Source organism: Streptomyces sp. NPDC051576, assembly GCF_040681835.1.
In the GTDB taxonomy this organism is placed as follows: Bacteria; Actinomycetota; Actinomycetes; order Streptomycetales; family Streptomycetaceae; genus Streptomyces.
In genome coordinates this window covers 131,376-148,348 of the sequence record NZ_JBFAZO010000006.1, presented here as the reverse complement: position 1 = coordinate 148,348, position 16,973 = coordinate 131,376, and the positions used below count along the sequence as shown (strand labels likewise).

General features: G+C 72.4%; 12 protein-coding genes. 9 read left to right on the top strand and 3 right to left on the bottom strand.

Annotated features, from left to right (window positions below):
• The first annotated feature begins 34 nt into the window (after window positions 1–34).
• The 5 genes from nirB to AB0M63_RS21310 all read left to right on the top strand — a co-directional run bounded on the left by nirB (window position 35) and on the right by AB0M63_RS21310 (window position 5,656).
• A complete protein-coding gene (gene nirB / locus AB0M63_RS21330; protein ID WP_366020462.1) occupies window positions 35–2,650 on the top strand; it encodes a nitrite reductase large subunit NirB in 2,616 nt (871 codons plus the stop codon).
• Complete coding sequence (gene nirD / locus AB0M63_RS21325; protein ID WP_366020461.1) at window positions 2,647–3,006, top strand: nitrite reductase small subunit NirD; 360 nt, start codon at window positions 2,647–2,649, stop codon at window positions 3,004–3,006. Before nirB ends, nirD begins: the two co-directional genes overlap by 4 nt.
• A gap of 111 nt (window positions 3,007–3,117) precedes the next feature.
• A complete protein-coding gene (locus AB0M63_RS21320; RefSeq protein WP_355914131.1) occupies window positions 3,118–4,062 on the top strand; it encodes a hypothetical protein in 945 nt (314 codons plus the stop codon).
• Window positions 4,063–4,092: 30 nt separating this feature from the next.
• Entirely contained in the window at window positions 4,093–4,782 is a 690-nt protein-coding gene (locus tag AB0M63_RS21315; RefSeq protein ID WP_355914128.1) for a hypothetical protein, read from the top strand.
• The gene (locus AB0M63_RS21310) at window positions 4,766–5,656 is read left to right on the top strand and encodes an inositol monophosphatase (RefSeq protein WP_355914125.1); all 891 of its coding nucleotides are present in this window, start codon (window positions 4,766–4,768) and stop codon (window positions 5,654–5,656) included. Before AB0M63_RS21315 ends, AB0M63_RS21310 begins: the two co-directional genes overlap by 17 nt.
• Here AB0M63_RS21310 and AB0M63_RS21305 read toward each other — a convergent pair.
• The gene (locus AB0M63_RS21305; protein WP_366020460.1) at window positions 5,653–6,945 is read right to left on the bottom strand and encodes an SLC13 family permease; all 1,293 of its coding nucleotides are present in this window, start codon (window positions 6,943–6,945) and stop codon (window positions 5,653–5,655) included. The two genes, AB0M63_RS21310 and AB0M63_RS21305, sit on opposite strands and share 4 nt — an antisense overlap.
• A 101-nt stretch (window positions 6,946–7,046) precedes the next feature.
• On the opposite strand from AB0M63_RS21305, the gene AB0M63_RS21300 reads away from it, so the two are divergent.
• The 3 genes from AB0M63_RS21300 to AB0M63_RS21290 all read left to right on the top strand — a co-directional run bounded on the left by AB0M63_RS21300 (window position 7,047) and on the right by AB0M63_RS21290 (window position 14,430).
• Complete coding sequence (locus AB0M63_RS21300) at window positions 7,047–12,935, top strand: TIR domain-containing protein (protein ID WP_366020459.1); 5,889 nt, start codon at window positions 7,047–7,049, stop codon at window positions 12,933–12,935.
• A 61-nt stretch (window positions 12,936–12,996) separates the two neighbouring features.
• A complete protein-coding gene (locus AB0M63_RS21295) occupies window positions 12,997–13,581 on the top strand; it encodes a TetR/AcrR family transcriptional regulator (protein ID WP_366020458.1) in 585 nt (194 codons plus the stop codon).
• Window positions 13,582–13,659: 78 nt separating this feature from the next.
• Window positions 13,660–14,430, top strand: a complete 771-nt coding sequence (locus AB0M63_RS21290; RefSeq protein ID WP_366020457.1) for a glucose 1-dehydrogenase — start codon at window positions 13,660–13,662, stop codon at window positions 14,428–14,430.
• Between the two features lie 10 nt (window positions 14,431–14,440).
• Here AB0M63_RS21290 and AB0M63_RS21285 read toward each other — a convergent pair whose 3' ends face one another.
• Entirely contained in the window at window positions 14,441–15,373 is a 933-nt protein-coding gene (locus tag AB0M63_RS21285; RefSeq protein ID WP_366020699.1) for an oxidoreductase, read from the bottom strand.
• A 91-nt stretch (window positions 15,374–15,464) separates the two neighbouring features.
• On the opposite strand from AB0M63_RS21285, the gene AB0M63_RS21280 reads away from it, so the two are divergent.
• The gene (locus AB0M63_RS21280; protein ID WP_366020456.1) at window positions 15,465–15,935 is read left to right on the top strand and encodes an excalibur calcium-binding domain-containing protein; all 471 of its coding nucleotides are present in this window, start codon (window positions 15,465–15,467) and stop codon (window positions 15,933–15,935) included.
• Between the two features lie 90 nt (window positions 15,936–16,025).
• On the opposite strand, the gene AB0M63_RS21275 is transcribed toward AB0M63_RS21280, so the two are convergent.
• Window positions 16,026–16,817 (bottom strand): hypothetical protein, encoded by a 792-nt coding sequence (locus AB0M63_RS21275; RefSeq protein ID WP_366020455.1) that lies wholly within the window; start codon window positions 16,815–16,817, stop codon window positions 16,026–16,028.
• Between the last annotated feature and the right edge of the window lie 156 nt (window positions 16,818–16,973).

Sequence of the window (16,973 nt, the reverse complement as noted above, 5' to 3'; positions counted from 1 at the left end):
CGGTCGGGTAACACCGACGTCGCAGGCTCCTGGCATGACCTCGAATCCCCGTGCGGTACCCACCATCGTGCTTGTCGGCCACGGCATGGTCGGTCAGCGCTTCCTCGAAGCGCTCGCCGAGCGCGGCCTGACCGCGACACACCGCGTGGTCGTGCTCTGCGAGGAACCACGTCCTGCATACGACCGCGTCCAGCTCACCTCGTACTTCTCGGGCCGTACGCCCGAGGAACTCTCGCTCACGGACGCGGAGTTCATCAAGGACCACGGGATCGAGCTGTATGTCGGCGATCCGGCCGAGAGCATCGACCGGGCCGCGAAGACGGTAACCGCCCGCTCCGGCATGGCCGTCGAGTACGACACCCTCGTCCTCGCCACCGGCTCGTACCCGTTCGTGCCGCCCGTCCCGGGCAAGGACTCCGACGGCTGTTTCGTCTACCGCACGATCGAGGACCTGCTCGCGATCGAGGAGTACGCGAAGTCGCGGGCGACCACGGGTGCCGTGGTCGGCGGCGGACTGCTCGGACTTGAGGCCGCCGGTGCGCTCAAGGGGCTCGGACTGACCACGCACATTGTGGAGTTCGCGCCCCGGCTGATGCCGGTGCAGGTCGACGAGGGCGGTGGCGCGGCCCTGCTGCGCACCATCGAGGACATGGGCCTGAGCGTCCACACCGGGACCGGTACGCAGGAGATCCTGGCGGACGAGTCGGGTGCCGTCACCGGCATGAAGCTGTCGGACGGTTCCGAACTCGCCACGGACATGGTGGTGTTCAGCGCCGGTGTCCGCCCCCGCGACCAACTCGCCCGCGAATCGGGCCTGACGGTCGGCGAGCGCGGCGGTATCACGGTCGACGAGCAGTGCCGTACGGTCGCCGACCCGCACGTCTTCGCGATCGGCGAGTGCGCGCTGGCCGCGGACGGCCGGGTCTACGGCCTGGTGGCCCCCGGTTACGAGCAGGCGGAGACGGTCGCCGCGACCATCGCGCAGGACGAATCGGCTTTCACCGGCGCGGACTTGTCGACCAAGCTGAAGCTGCTCGGCGTGGACGTGGCGTCCTTCGGCGACGCGCACGGCGCGACCGAGGACTGCCTCGACGTCGTCTACTCCGACGCGCGGGCCGGCACGTACAAGAAGCTGGTCATCGGCCGGGGCGGCGAGCTGCTGGGCGGCATCCTGGTCGGCGACGCGGACGCCTACGGCACGCTGCGCGCGTTCACCGGGTCCGTACCGCCCGTCTCCCCCGAGCAGTTGGTGCTGCCGGCCGGTTCCGGAGAGGCCGTCCAGCTCGGCCCGTCCGCGCTGCCCGACGCGGCCGTCGTCTGCTCCTGCCACAACGTCACCAAGGGCGCGATCCGCGGCGCGGTCACCGAGCACTCCTGCACCAGCGTGCCCGAGGTGAAGAAGTGCACCAAGGCCGGTACCGGCTGCGGGAGTTGCGTCAAGGTGCTCGGCCAGCTCGTCACCGCCGAGCTGGAAGCGAACGGCGTCGAGGTCGACAAGGGCCTGTGCGGCTGCTTCGCGCAGACCCGCGAGGAGTTGTACGAGATCGCCCTCGCGCTCCGCATCAACACCTACCAGGAGCTGCTGGACCGCTACGGCCGTGACGAGGCCCGGGGTGGCGACGGCTGCGAGACCTGCAAGCCGACGGTCGCCTCGATCATCGCGTCCCTCGCACCGACGATCGGCGCGAGCGGCTATGTCCTGGACGGCGAGCAGGCGGCTCTGCAGGACAGCAACGACCACTTTCTCGCCAACCTCCAGAAGAACGGCTCCTATTCGATCGTGCCGCGCATCCCCGGCGGCGAGATCACCCCCGAGAAGCTCATCGTGATCGGCGAGGTGGCCCGGGACTTCGGCCTCTACACAAAGATCACCGGCGGCCAGCGCATCGACCTCTTCGGCGCCCGCGTCGAACAACTCCCGCTGATCTGGGCCAGGTTGGTGGACGCCGGCTTCGAGTCCGGCCACGCCTACGGAAAGGCCCTGCGGACCGTCAAGTCCTGCGTGGGCCAGACCTGGTGCCGCTACGGCGTCCAGGACTCGGTCCGGATGGCGATCGACCTGGAGCTGCGCTACCGGGGCCTGAGGTCCCCGCACAAGCTCAAGTCGGCGGTCTCCGGCTGCGCCCGCGAGTGCGCCGAGGCCCAGTCGAAGGACTTCGGCGTCATCGCCACCGCCAACGGCTGGAACCTCTACGTCGGCGGCAACGGCGGCGCGACCCCGCGCCACGCGGACCTGCTGGCGCAGGACCTGAGCGACGCCGAACTGGTGCGCCTGATCGACCGGTTCCTGATGTTCTACATCCGTACGGCCGACCGCCTGGAGCGCACCAGCGTGTGGCTGGAGCGGATCCCGGGCGGCCTGGACCACGTCCGCGAGGTGGTCGTGGAGGACTCGCTCGGCATCTGCGAGGAGCTGGAGTCGCTGATGACCGCGCATGTCGCCGGCTACCGCGACGAGTGGGCCGAGACCATCAACGACCCCGAGAAGCTGGGCCGGTTCGTGTCCTTCGTGAACGCGCCCGACACCCCCGACCCGGTCGTCGGCTTCGTCCCCGAGCGCGACCAGATCAAGCCCGACCTGCCCCTGCTGACCATCGGCATGCGGCCCCAGCAGACCGCAGACGTCCTGGAAGGAAGCGCCCAGCGATGACCCTGGCTCCCGAGACGACCGACCTGAAGGTCCAGATCCGGCTGGACTCCGAAGACGATGCCTGGTTCACGGTCTGCGACCTGACCCAGCTCACCCCCGGCCGCGGAGTGGCGGCCCTGCTGCCCGACGGCCACCAGGTCGCCCTGTTCCGCGACCGCTCCGGCGCCCTCTACGGCATCGACAACCGCGACCCGTTCGGCGGCGCGGCGGTCCTCTCCCGCGGCCTGACGGGCACCCACCAGGGCCGCCCGTTCGTCGCCTCGCCACTGCTGAAGCAGCGGTTCGACCTGGTCTCCGGGGAGTGCCTGGACGACGGGGCGGTGCGGGTGGCGGCGTACGAGGTGCGCACCGCCTAGCGACAGCCTTCACCTGGCCTCAGGACTCGCTCCGGCGCGGCTGGATTTGGCGCATAGCTGGCCAACCCTCCTTTCTCCTACGATGGAAGCCGCTGTCGGGGGAGGGTGGACGTGACGCGCGGCGCATCGCAGGGCACCGGGCATCGGCTGGAGGACGGCATCGCCTGGGCGGTCCGGAACGCGGACGGGATCGTCGGCTTCGCCGTCGCCATCGTCGTCGGGCTGCTGGATGTCCTCAACGAGAACATGGACGACAACATCGTCTCCGGCGCCACCCTGCTCGTACTCGCGGCGCTCGTGCTGGGCACGCTCACCGAGCGCCGCCGCCGGATGGCCGACCTGCGGGCCGCGACCGCCGGGACCGGCCAGGCCATCGCGGATCTGGCGATGGTCCGCACGCTGTCCGGCGCCGAGGTCGCCCTCGCCCACGAGCAGGCCCGGCGCACCACCGCCCGCTGGGTGTTCAAGGGCGGCACCGGCACCTATCTGCGCGCCGTCACGCTGCCCGAATGCGTGCTGGAGGCACAGCGGCAGCGCCGCGCCCTCAGCATGAAGATCGACATCATCAACCCCGCGGACGACCGGGTATGCGCCGCCTACGCGCGCTTCAGAAGCACGTTCGGCGTCGCCGAGTGGACCGTCGAGCGCACCCGCAAGGAGGCGTACGCCACCGTCGTCGCCGCCGTGTGGCACCGGCAGCGACTGGACACGCTGGAGATCGACGTCCATCTGTCCTCGGTCGCCCCGGCGCTGCGCTTCGACCTCTCCGACACCGCCCTGATCATCACGCAGGACGACCCGACGCGGGTGAGCCTGTACGTCGAGCGGGACCGGCCGCTCTACGCCTACTACGTCACCGAGCTGCACCAGAGCCGGGAACAGGCGGTCAAGCTCGATCTGCGCGACGCCGTGCCCCTCGCGGACGACCCGACGGTGGACGAGGTCGGACGCCTGCTCGACGGGCTCGGTCTGCCGCTGCCGTCGGCCTTCACCGACCGTGACGTCGGCGACATCATCGACAAGGCGCTGCACGCGGAGAACCCGTACCGCAGGTGAGCGTCGTGTTCCGGCCAAGGAGGAAGGAACATGGACTATCCGGCCCTGGAACGGGCCGCCCGTCGACACGCCACCGCCGAGTTGATGCGGCACGCCGTATCGGAACTGGACCGGATCGCCTCCGGCCGCCGCGCCCTGCACGCGGTGCGCCATCCACTCGGCTTCGTGTGCCTGCCAGTCCTGCGCGACGGCCACGACGGCGTCTGCGTCCACCTGTTCGGCACACCCGAGCCGCTGCCTCCACCGCCGGCCGAGCCTGACCCCGCCGCGCCCCAAGTGCACTGCCACAGCTGGGACTTGATCAGTACGGTGCTCTACGGCCGACTCGGCAACCAGCGCATCGACGTCGAGGACCTCGAAGGCACCGGCACGGCGGGCGAGCCCACCTACCGGGTCTTCGAGGTGCTCAGCGACCCCTCCGGCGTGGACCGGCTGTGGCCCACCGAGCGGCTGGTCCGGTGCCGACCGGCCGCCGAGCACACCAGTGCGCGCGGCCAGACCTATGCCTTGCCGGCGGGGGAGTTCCACACCACCGTGGTGCCGGACGGACGCCCCACCGCCACCCTGGTGCTGGGCCGGACCCTGCCCGGCCGGCCGGACCTCTCGGTGGGTCCGCTGTCCGCCCCGGGACACCGCATGGTCCGCCGGACCTGCGACTCGACCCAGACCGCCCGGATCGCTCGGGCCGCCCTCAGGAGGATCCATGAGCCCGAACCCTGACGGTTACGCCGACGAGCACCGTACGGCCGTGGCCGCGGCCGAGGAGGCCGGTGCGCTGCTGCGCGCACACTTCCCCGACGGCTTCGTCGCCCGGCCCAAGGGTCAGCTCGGCGATGTCGTGACGGACTTGGACATCGCCGCCGAGGAACTCGTGGTCGGCCGGATCCGGAAGAGGTTCCCGTACGACCGGATCCTCGCCGAGGAGTCCGGCGAGTTGTCCGTCGACGGTGCCGGTTCCGGCAACGGCGGCAGCGGCCGCACCTGGCTCGTCGATCCGCTCGACGGCAGCAACAACATGGTGATCGGGCTGCCCGTCTACGTCGTCGGCGTCGCCCTGTGCGTCGACGACCTGCCCGTGGTCGGTGTCGTGCACGATCCGATGACCGGGCGGACGTGGTCCGCGCTGCGGGGCGGGGGCGCGCACGGCCCGGCCGGACGGTTCGCCGTCGCCCAGAACGGCCGCCCACCCTTCTCCGCCGGACTGCTGCTGGCCTGGACGCAGGGCCACGCGGTCTCCCGCGACGACTCCGTGGCCTGCGCCCTGCGCCACACCCTCGAACGCCGCTCCCGCCGTCTGCTGCAACTCTGGGCACCCCTGGTCGCCTGGGCCATGCTCGCCCGCGGCGACATCGACGGCTTCGTCGGCTACCGCGCGGAGGCCATCGACCTGCCCGCCGGCGCACTCCTCGCCCGCGAGGCCGGGATCGCCCTGCGGCACCTGGACGGCGCCGAATTCGGCGGCGGCTTCGGGGGCCCGGACACGGGCCGCTGCTTCGTCGCCGCCCGCCCGGAGCTACTGCCTCAACTCCTCACCCTGGTCGGCCCGTTCACCCTGGCACCGGGGGTGTCGAGGCCTGACCCCGGCACCCCCTAACGCGTCAGCGCCAGCGCCCCGACCGCCGCGGTCACCGCGCACACCGCGAGGACCGCGCCGGTGCCCAGCAGGCGGGGCACCGGGACCCGGACACCGAAGGCGTGGCAGCGCTCGTACCACAGGAGGGTCGCCAGGGACGCCCACGGCGTGATCACCGGGCCGGCGTTGGTGCCGACCAGCAGGGCAAGAAGCTGGTCGTGGTTGGGCAGCGGCACCGCCGCCTCGCCGGCCAGGTAGACGGGGAGGTTGTTGAGCACGTTGGACAGGCCGCCGCCGACCACCGCCGCGCGGAACAGGCCGAGCGTGCCGCCGTCGTGGCCGACCGCCGAGGCGAGCAGACGGTGCAGCCCGTGCGCGTCGAACGTCTCGACCACCAGAAACATGCCGGGCACCATCACCAGCAGCCGCCACGGCACGAGCGAGAGCCGCAGGGCGGAGCGATCGCGAACCGCGAAGGCGGCCACGGCGACGGCCGCGGCGGTCGCGGACGCCATCCACAGCGGGACGTCGGCCACCAGGATGGCGAGCAGGAAACCGGCGCAGGCGAGCGCGCAGGCACGGAACAGCACCGGGTCGGCGGGGCGGTGGACGAGCGGGGGGACGTAGCGCTCGGCCGCGTCGTCCTGGCGTACGTCCGACGCACGCGCCGCCCCCGGACCCGACACCGCCGCGACGACCAGGCCGGTCCCCTCCGTCGCCGGTGCCCCACGCCTCCCCCGGCGCCAGAAGAACAGCCACAGACAAGCCATCGTCACGGCCAGCGCGGCGAGTTGCGGCGCCCACATCCGGCCCGCGAGCCCCAGCGGCGACAGCGCGACCCGGTCGGCGGCCAGCAGGTTGGTCAGGTTGGACACGGGCAGCAGCAGGCTCGCCGTGTTGGCGAGCCACACCGTGGTCATCGCCAGCGGCACCGGTGCGATGCCCACGCGGGAGGCGAGCGCCAGCATCACCGGCGTCAACAGGACTGCCGTGGTGTCCAGGTTCAGAGCGATCGTCGTGACGGCCGCGAAGGCTACACACAGCAGGAACAGCAGGGGATAACTGCCCCGCCCGGCCCGCGCCACCCGCGCCGCGACCACATCGAACACCTCGGCCCTGCTGGTCAGTTCGGCCAGCACGATCACCGTGCCGAGGAACGGCAGCAGCGGTGCGATGCGGGACATGGCGTCGGACGCGGACGCCATGGGCAGCAACCCCACGGCCACACACAGCAGTCCGGCCACGAGCAGACCGATCGCCACCCGGTCCAGGACATGCAGACGCCAAAGTCGCAGGAATAAGCCACGCACGGTTGGAAGGGTCGCACATTTGTGCCCCGCTGTGACCGGGGCACCGTCGAACGTCTGGAAAGGGGCGGCGCCGGGCTCTCGAGTCACGGCATCATCTATACATGGTGGCTCGTCAGGACTACCCGGGGGACGCCGGGCCATTGGACTTCTTCATCAGCTACTCGCCGGCCGACGAACGCTGGGCGTCCTGGATCGCCTGGACCCTGGAGGAGGCCGGATACCGGACGGTGCTCCAGGCCTGGGACTTCGTGCCGGGCACCAACTTCGTCGACTTCATGGACCGCGGCGTGAGCGAGTCCGCCGCCGTCATCGCCGTACTCTCCCGCAACTACGAACGCTCCCGGTTCGGGCGGATGGAATGGCAGGCCGCGCTGCGCGCCGACCCGGACGCGCCGGAGCGGCGGCTGCTCACCGTGCGGGTCGAGGACATCCCCGTCGAGGGGCTGCTGGCCACCATCACGTACGTGGACCTGGTACCGATCGCCGACCCGTCGGCGGCCAGGGAACTGCTGCTCGTCCGGGTCCGTCAGGCCCTCGACGGGCGGGCCCGGCCCAGCGCCCGGCCGCACTATCCGGGGGCGAACGGCCGTCCCGTGTCCGCCGTTACACCCTCCGCCCCCGTGCCCGCGCGGCCGCTCGGCGGGCCCGGCTGGGCAGGGCGCCGCAGACCGGCCGCCGCGCCCACGTATCCACGGGTGTCCGGGGAGGCGACCGAGCGGGACGCGGTCACCGTGCTCCAGCTGGCCGGTCCCGCCTTCGGGCGCGGCCAGGACCCCGCCGAGCTCCAGTCCGCGATCTACGGCGACCTGATCGAGCTGAACGACGCCGGGGCGCCCGAGCCCGATCTACTCGTCGTCACCGGTGACCTCACCGCCTCCGGCAGCCGACGCGAGTTCGAGCAGGCCCTCACCTTCCTCACCGGGCTGCGCGCGCTGCTCGGGCTCGAACCGCACCGGGTCGCCCTCGTGCCCGGCGGCCAGGACGTCAACCAGGCCGCCTGCCAGGCCTACTTCAGTACCTGCGAGGCCGACGAGATGCCGCCCCGGCCGCCGTACTGGCCCAAGTGGCGGCACTTCGCCCGGCTGTTCCAGGAGCTGTACCAGGGCCTCGACGTCGTCTTCGACAGCGACCAGCCCTGGACCCTCTTCCCCATGCCCGAGCTGCACACCGTGGTGGCCGGCCTCAACTCCTCGATGGCGTACAGCCATCGGCGCGACGACCAGTACGGGCTCGTCGGCCGCGAGCAGGCCGCCTGGTTCGCGCAGGCGTTGCGCCCGCACGAGACAGAGGGATGGCTCAGGATCGGTGTCGTACGGCATGCGCCGGGCGCCCCCCGGCCCGGCTCCGGGCCGGCCGCCGCGGTCCGCCGGGCCGGTGCGCCGGGTACGGCCCCTCTGGACGGTGCCGGGCCGCTGCGGGATACCGACGTGCTGACCCGGCTCACCGCGCCCCGGCTGCATCTGCTGCTGCACGGCCCGGCCGGCCCCGGCGCGCTCCCGGCCCTGGACACCGCCCACGCGGAGGTGCCGGTGATCGGCGCCGCGCCGCCCGGCGGGCACCAACTGCTGCGGGTCTCCCGGGACGGTCTGGCCGTCTGGGAGGGGCCGGACGAGCCACGGCGGCACACGGTCCGGTGGCGGCGGGCCGAGCGGGCCTTCGGGACCGCCCCCGGCTCCGGAACCGCGCCGGGTGGCGAGGGCGCTCCGGATGCCGGGACCACGCCGGACGGCGCCCCCGGTCCGGACCTGGTCGCACCCGAGCCCGAGCCGCGTGCCGTGCAGAGCCCGGCCGAGATACTGCTCGCCCGCGTCGCCGAGGTGTGCCGCACCCGCTACGAGGGTGCCCAGATCCGCCGGGTGGACGGGCCGGTGCCCCAACTGCTCGTCACCTGGACCCAGTCCGGCTTCGTCCGCCAGCAGCGCGTGGCCGTGCACACCGGCACCCCGACCGCCCAGGACATCGACCGGTTCGTCTCCCTCGTGCACGCCGCCGCCGAGACCGAGGCCGAACTCGTCCACGACGGCCCGCCGCCCGCCCGCGAGCTGCGCGACGCGGCCCGCCGCCGGGGCGTGCGGGTGCGCAGCTTCACCGAGTTCCAGGGCCTGCTCGATCTGCGCGGATACGTCGCGGCGCAGAGCGAGCGGCTGCGCACCGACACCCGCTACCCGCCGGGCATGTATCTGCCGCAGCGCTACCGGGAGGTGGAGCGCCTCGACGCCGAGGAGCGCGACGGGCTCGTCGACGAGATGCTGCGGCTGCTCGACTCCGACCAGGGCCGCTTCCTGCTGCTCCTCGGCGACTTCGGGCACGGCAAGACCTTCGCGCTGCGCGAGCTGGCCCGCCGGCTCCCCGCCGAACTCCCGCACCTGGCCCCGCTGCTGATCGAACTGAACGCGCTCGACCGGGCCTACTCCTTCGAGGGTCTGGTCGCCGCCCACCTCGCCGCCCACGGCGTCGACAACATCGATCTGCGCGCCTTTCGCTACATGCTCCACCAGGGCCGCATCGTGCTCCTCTTCGACGGCTTCGACGAACTCGTCAACCAGGTCACCTACGACCGCGCCGCCGAACGCCTCCAGGTGCTGCTGGACTCCGCGGTGGACCACGCCAAGATCGTGGTCTCCAGCCGCACGCAGCACTTCCGCTCCCAGGACCAGGTGCTCACCGCGCTCGGCGAACGCGTGGGCCTGCTCCCGCACCGCCGGGTGCTCGCCGTCCAGGAGTTCACCCCCCAGCAGATCCGCGCCTACCTGGTCAACCGCTACGACGGCGACGAACGCGCCGCCGACCACCGCCTCGCGCTGCTCGACGCCATCCCGGACCTGCTCGCCCTGTGCCGCAACCCCCGCCTGCTCGGTTTCGTCGCCGACCTCGACGACGACCAGCTGCGCGCGGTCGCCGGAGCCGGGCGCGCCCTCAGCCCCGCCGGGCTCTACCAGGAGGTGCTCACCGCCTGGCTGGCCTTCGAGTCACAGCGCGGCAGCGGCAGTCCTGGCCGGGCACCCGGGCTCTCCCTGGACCAGCTGTGGGACGCGGTCACATCGCTCGCCCTGCGGCTGTGGGAGAGCGGGCAGGACTCACTTCGCCTGGACGAGCTGACCGATGTCGCCGAGACACTGAGCGGGCTCGCCGACGCCCGGCTGTCTGTGCCGCAGACCGCCCACGCCATCGGCTCCGGCAGCCTGCTGGTGCGCAGCGACGACGGCGTGTTCCGCTTCATCCACGGCTCGGTGGTGGAGTGGCTCGTCGCCCGCGCGTGCGCCCGCCAGCTCACGGACGGCGACGGCACGCTGCTCGGCCGACGCCAACTCAGCGCGCTGGCCGTGGAGTTCCTCTGCGACCTCGCCGACCGCCGGAGCTGCCAGACCTGGGCCGAGCAGGAGTTGTCCGGCCCCTCCGGGGACACCGGCGCGGACGCCGCCCGCGCCAACGCCGTGAAGATCCTCAGTCGGCTGCGCATGCCCGCCCACACCGATCTGCGCGGCGCGGCCCTCGCCGGGGAGGATCTCTCCCACCGCGACTTCTCCGGGGTCGACCTCAGCAGCGCCGACCTCACCGACGCCCGGCTGATCGGCGCCAACCTCTCCGGTGCCGTGCTGCGCGGCGCCCGGCTGATCGGCGCCCGCCTCGACGGCGCGGACCTGACCGGCGCCGACCTGCGCGGCGCCGACCTCAGACGGGCCCGGCTGATCCGCGCCGACCTGACCGGCGCCCGGGTCGAGGGAGGCCGCTGGCAGCGGGCGGGGCTGATCGCGGCGACCACCGGCACCCTGGCCGGCGCCCCCGAACTCGCCGCCGCCGCGATCGCCCCGGGCATGGCCGTGGACTCCGGCTTCCGGCCCTCCGCCGTCGGCGTCCCCTACGGCTTCGACATGCGCACCAGCCGGCTGCCCGAGCCCATCTCCTACAGCGCCGACGGCGATCTGCTCGCCGTCGGCAGCGAGGACGGCGGCGTCCTGGTCTGCGACGCCGCCACCGGCACCCCGCTGCGCACCCTGCACGGCCACACCGGCCGGGTCTACGCTGTCAAGTTCCGCGCCAGGGTGCTCGCCACCGGCAGCTCCGACGGCACCGTACGGCTGTGGGACCCGGTCTCCGGGCGCTGTCTGCACCGCCTGGAGATCCATCCCCAGGGTGTCTGGCCGGTCGCGCTGGACGCCGACGGCAGCCTGCTGGTCACCGGGGACGCCGACGGCGTGGTCACCGTCTGGGACAGCGCCACGGGCACCGCGCTGCACCGGCTGCCCGGCCACCGCTCGCCCGTCTACACCGTGGCGTTCGCACCGGACAGCACCACCCTCGTCACCGGGGACGCCGTCGGCGCCGTACGGCTGTGGGACCTTGGCACCGGCGAGCGGACCGGCGAACTGTCCGGCCACAGCGGCGCGGTGTTCCGGGCCCGGTTCGCTCCGGACGGCACCCTGCTGGCCACGGCCGACCAGGGCACCGACCGGGAGGGCGGCACGGTGCGGATCTGGGACCCCGCCACCGGCACCCAGCGCCGCGCCTTCACCGGGCACTCCGGACGCGTCTACACCCTCGACTTCCACCCCGGCGGCTCGCTGCTGGTAAGCGGCGACACGCAGGGCGAGGTACGGCTGTGGGACCTGGCCGGTGGACGCTCTGCCGGGCTGCTCGGCGGCTGCCGGGGCGCCGTGTACCAGGTGCTCTTCGACCTCGACGGGACGCTGCTCGCCGCCGGGGACAGCGCCGGGGTGGTCCGGCTGTGGCGGGTCGACCCGCAGGCCGACCCCGTCGCCGCACCTCTGCACCGGCAGCCCGCCGAGCACCGCGGCTCGGTGTGGGTGTGCAAGTTCCGCCCGCACGGCGACCTGCCCGCCCAGGGCCCCGGCGCGCTGCTGGTCACCGGCGGCAACGACGGCGTCGTACGGCTGTGGGAGCCGGTCACCGGCCAGGGCCGGCGCATCCTGCGCGGCCACGGACGCAAGATCGGCACCCTGTCCTTCAGCTCCGACGGATCGCTGCTGGCGGCCGGCGGCAACGACGGCGTGGTCCGCGTGTGGCACGCCGCCTCCGGCCGCCGGATGCGCGAACTGACCGGCCAGAGCGACCGGTTGGTATCAGCGGCGTTCGGGCCCGAGAGCGCGCTGCTGGCCACCGCGAGCAGTGACGGTGACATCTATCTGTGGAACGCGGCCACCGGCGAGTACCAGCGCGAACTGGACGTCGAGACCGACCATGTGTGGGCGGAGGCGTTCAGCGCCGACGGCCGGATCCTCGCCACCGCCAACGACGACGACACCGTACGGCTGTGGTACCGCTCCACCGGAGCCCATGTCGCCACCCTCACCGAGCACTACGGCCGGGTCCGCACGATCGCCTTCCGCGCCGACGGCGCGGCCCTCGCCACCGGCTGCGACGACCGCAAGGTGCGCGTGTGGGACATGGACGGCCACCGCCTCATCGCCGAACTCGGCGGCCACACCGACCGCGTGTACGCCGTCGCCTTCGCCGCCGACGGCTCCTGGCTGGCCAGCGCGTCCTGGGACGGTACGGCGGTGATCTGGCGGGACGGTGAGATCGACCACCGGCTGACCGGGCACACCGGCAAGATCTGGACGGCGGCGGCCCATCCCCGGCGCGCCCTGCTGGCGACGGCGGGCGACGACAGAGCTATCCGCCTGTGGAACCCGGACACCGGCGAGCAGACGGCAGCCCTGACGGGCCACACCGGGCGGGTTCTCGCGGTCGCCTTCAGCCCCGACGGCTCCCTGCTGGCCGGCGCGGGCGAGGACGGCACGGTCCGCCTCTGGGACGTCCCCGCCGACGCCCCCGCCACCCTGCGGGCCACCCTGATCGGCGTCCCCGACGGCTGGGCCGCGCTCTCGCCCTCGGGCGCCTACAAGTACGAGGGCGACGTCACCGGCGAGTTCTGGCACGCGGTGGGCATGTGCCGGTTCGAGCCCGGGGAGTTGGACGGGCATCTGGCGGGGGTGCGGCAGGTACCGCTGGACTCTCCGCTTGGGTGAGCTCCGGGCAGCGCCAGCCATTACTTGACCGATCGTTCCGGATAAACCTAGACTGCGACCCATGGCCAGAACCAAGGAGTTCGACCCGGACGCCGCACTGCAGGCAGCCCTGGAGCTGTTCTGGCGGCGCGGCTACGAGGCGACGTCGATGTCCGACCTGGTCGACCACCTCGGCATCGGGCGCGCCAGCATCTACGCGACCTTCGGCAACAAGCGCGAGCTGTACCTGAAGGCCCTGGAGCGCTACGACCGGGCGGGGCTCACCCCGATGGTGCGCGAGCTGTCCCAGCCGGGCCCCGCGCTGCCACCCGTACGAGCGGTCGTACGGCGGTACGCGACCGAGGCGGCGAACGATCAACTCCGACTGCTGGGCTGCCTGGTGACCAACACGGCGGCCGAACTCGCCCCGCACGACCCGGCCGCGACCCGGCTGGTCGAGCGCAGCTGGGACCAGCTGGAGGCCGTGCTGCGCTCGGCGCTGATCCGGGCCCAGGCGCAGGGCGAGCTGTCCGCCGACCGCGATCCGCTCACCCTCGCCCGCATGCTGCTGGTGCTGATGCAGGGGCTGCGGGTGGTCGGCAGGGCGTCCGGGGATCCGGCGCGGGTACGGGACGCGGCGGAGCAGGTGCTGGCGTTGCTGGACTGACGACACCATCGCACCCGCTTCGGGTGCGTTTTTTCATGGACTCATACTGAACCGATCGGTCAAGAAAGAAGCCCACTCATGAGCAACCGTGCCCGCTTCTCCGGCAGGACCGCCCTCGTCACCGGCGCCGGCTCCGGCATCGGGCGGGCCATCGCCCTCGCGTTCGCCGCCGAGGGGGCGAACGTCGTCGCCGCCGGACGGCGGCGGGAACCGCTCGACGAGACCGTCGCCCTGATCGAGACCGGGGGCGGCAAGGCCCTGGCCGTGAGCGCCGACGTCTCGAAGGCGGCCGACGCGGACGCCCTGGTGCGCGCCGCCGTGGACCGGTACGGCTCGCTCGACGTGGCCGTCAACAACGCGGGGGTCTTCCGGGGCGGGGTCCCCTTCGCCGACCTCACCGAGGACGACTGGCGCACCCAGCTCGACATCAACGTGACCGGCGTCTTCCTGGCCCTGCGTGCCGAGATCGCGCAGATGCGCGCCCAGCCGTCCGGCGGCGCGATCGTCAACGTGGCCTCCACCTTCGGCGTGCACACGAGCAGCCCCGGCGCCGCCGCCTACGCCGCCTCCAAGGCCGCCGTCGCCGTCCTCAGCAAGGGCGCCGCCGTGGACCACATCCGCGAGGGCATCCGTATCAACGTGGTCAGCCCCGGCGCCACCGACACCCCCATGTCCCTGCGCCCCGGCGAGACGGAGGCCGACCGGGCCGAGCGGGTGCGGGCCACGCTTCCGCTCGGCCGCATCTCAGCCACGGCCGAAGTCGCCGCCGCCGTCCTGTACTTGGCTTCGGACGAGGCGGGGTCGGTGGTGGGGACGGATCTGGTGGTGGACAGCGGGGCCACTGCGTGAACTCCGTTTCTCACACCTTGAGTTGGCCGTACACGACTCCCGTCAATTCCTCTGAAGCCCCCCAAAGCCGTTGCCCCATCGCATCGTTGAGGGTCCACGGCGCCCGCCAGGAACGTGCCGGCGCCCCGCGCCACATCGCGAGGCGTGGGCCGTGGAAGGAGTCGGGGCGTACGTCGGGGGCGGTCGCCGCGTAGAGGGAGGGGAGCGCGCCGGCCTCCGCCGACTGGGCGAAGACCCGGTTGCCGAGTTCCGCCATGCGCTCGGCGGACCTGCGGCCCTCCGCCCGAGGCCCCGCCGCCTGGAGGTTGGTGGCCGCGTACCCGGGATGGGCCGCCGCCGCGACCGCGCCCGAACCGGCCGCCGTGAGCCGTCGCGACAACTCGTGGGTGAAGAGGAGGTTGGCGGTCTTGGAGCGGGAGTAGGCGGTCCAACGGTTGTATCGGCGCTCGCTGTTGAGGTCGTCGATGTCGATGTTGGAGAGGAGGTGCATGAAGCTGGAGAGGGTGACGATGCGGGCGTCGGGGGCGTCGAGGAGCGCCGGCAGGAGGAGGCCGGTGAGGGCGAAGTGGCCCAGGTGGTTGATACCGAAGTGCGTTTCGAAGCCGTCCGCCGTCGTGCCGTACGGCATCGCCATGACGCCGGCGTTGTTCACCAGCAGATCGAGCCGCTCGTACGGGAAACCGGCCGCGAACTCCCGTACGGAGGCGAGGTCTCCGAGGTCCAGCCGTCCGAACTCGGCCTCGGCGCCCGGCACTTCGGCCACGATCCGGTCGGCGGCCTCGCTTCCGCGCACCTCGCTGCGGCAGGCGAGCACGACCCGGGCGCCCTTGCGCGCCAGCTCGCGCGCGGTGACGTAGCCGAGTCCGCTGTTGGCTCCGGTGACGACGGCGACGCGACCGCTCTGGTCGGGGATGTCCCGCACGCCCCAACCCGATGAATTCATCACGGAACAGTCACCTTTCCTTCACATGCCACGGCCCGGCCCTACGGTCGTCGTCTACACGTGTCCGCATGACACACCTTGGGGGGAACATATGACCAACCCGTACATGCCACCACCGCTGCCCCAGCCCGTCCGGCCCGCGCCCCGATGGGCCCGGAAACGGTATGTGCTCCCCGCGCTCGGGCTGGCCCTCTTCATCGGCGTCGGTATAGGCGCTTCCGGTCAGGACACCAAGACGGACACGACGGCCGACGCGAAGCCCGCCGCCGCCAAGCCGCAGCCGACGACGACCGTCACCGCGACCGCGACGGAGACCACCGCCCCGTCGCCCGCGCCCACGGTCACCACGACGAAGACGGTGACGAAGACCGTCAAGGTCACCAGAACCGTCACCGCCCAGGCCGCCGCGGGCAGCGGCTCCGGCAGCGGTTCCGACGACAGCAACGTGTATTACACGAACTGCACCGCCGCCCGCGCCGCCGGCGTCACGCCCCTGTACACGGGCGATCCGGGCTACGACTCCCACCTCGACCGCGACGGAGACGGCGTCGCCTGCGAGTGACGGCGGTGGAGGAGCGGGGAGGGGCGGCGGCCCGTAGAGGGGACTCGGGGGCCGCCGCCCCTCAGAGGGCACTCCCAGAGCGCTCCCGGGTCACTTCACATCGATGTAGTCGGCCCAGCCGGTCGTGGCCGTGGTGAGGCTCGTGCCTGCGAAGTCGTAGCGGTACGCGCCGTCCGCCGTCGCCTTCACGGTGGCGGTGGCCCAGCCGTTGCGGTCGGTCTTGAGCTTCTTCAGCGTGACGAAGGGGCCGGTCGTGCCCTTGCGGTACTGGAGCAGCACCTGGTGCCCGATGAGGGGCACGTTCTTGCGCTGCTCCCAGCCGGCGACGTTCATCTGGGCCTTGACCGTGAGGTTCGCGCCCTTCTTCACCTGCTGCGGGGTGGCGACGGTCTGGGACATGTACGTCTGGCGCTTGATGCGCGCGAGGTAGGCACCCTCCCCGCGGGTGGTGTTGCCGGCGCCGTCGACGGCCACGGGGGTGATGGTCCAGACACCGGCGAGGGCGTTGCTGCGGAGGTTGACGCTCGGGTCGGCGGTCAGGAGGGCCTCGCAGACGGAGGTCATCTCGTTGATCTTCACGCACTGGCTGTTCCCGACCATGAGCCCGTCGGCCTTCGCCCGGCTCTCTCCGTGCCACAGCTCGTACGACACGCTCTTGACGCCGGACGGGTCGCTGACCGTCGCGGAGACCGAGAACACCCGCTTCTGCGTGGCCGCGACGCCGACGGTGTAGTCGAAGTTGTGGTTGACGTCGATGTTCACGAACTTCGTGGCCGAGTCGTCCTGGGCGGCCCCGGCGGTCGGCGCGGCGAGCGCGGCCACGGCCAGGACGGTGCTGAAGGCGGCGGCTGTGGTGGCGACGGCGATGGTGCGTCTGTGCATGGTGTGGTTTCCCCATGTTCGATGAATCGGGCGAATTGGGTGATCACTTCACCTGCGTCAGACCAGGGGGATGTGCGGGGAGTTGTGCACCCTCGCCGACATGGCCCAGCTCTTCACCCTGCCGTCGCCTTGAGTTGGCGGTATCCCGGGCTGTCG

Excerpts from the sequence above, each read along its gene's own strand:
- nirB (WP_366020462.1), top strand. The coding sequence starts at position 35 with ATGACCTCGAATCCCCGTGCGGTACCCACCATCGTGCTTGTCGGCCAC.
- nirD (WP_366020461.1), top strand. The coding sequence starts at position 2,647 with ATGACCCTGGCTCCCGAGACGACCGACCTGAAGGTCCAGATCCGGCTG.
- AB0M63_RS21315 (WP_355914128.1), top strand. The coding sequence starts at position 4,093 with ATGGACTATCCGGCCCTGGAACGGGCCGCCCGTCGACACGCCACCGCC.
- AB0M63_RS21310 (WP_355914125.1), top strand. The coding sequence starts at position 4,766 with ATGAGCCCGAACCCTGACGGTTACGCCGACGAGCACCGTACGGCCGTG.
- AB0M63_RS21300 (WP_366020459.1), top strand. The coding sequence starts at position 7,047 with ATGGTGGCTCGTCAGGACTACCCGGGGGACGCCGGGCCATTGGACTTC.
- AB0M63_RS21295 (WP_366020458.1), top strand. The coding sequence starts at position 12,997 with ATGGCCAGAACCAAGGAGTTCGACCCGGACGCCGCACTGCAGGCAGCC.
- AB0M63_RS21290 (WP_366020457.1), top strand. The coding sequence starts at position 13,660 with ATGAGCAACCGTGCCCGCTTCTCCGGCAGGACCGCCCTCGTCACCGGC.
- AB0M63_RS21285 (WP_366020699.1), bottom strand. The coding sequence starts at position 15,373 with ATGAATTCATCGGGTTGGGGCGTGCGGGACATCCCCGACCAGAGCGGT.
- AB0M63_RS21280 (WP_366020456.1), top strand. The coding sequence starts at position 15,465 with ATGACCAACCCGTACATGCCACCACCGCTGCCCCAGCCCGTCCGGCCC.
- AB0M63_RS21275 (WP_366020455.1), bottom strand. The coding sequence starts at position 16,817 with ATGCACAGACGCACCATCGCCGTCGCCACCACAGCCGCCGCCTTCAGC.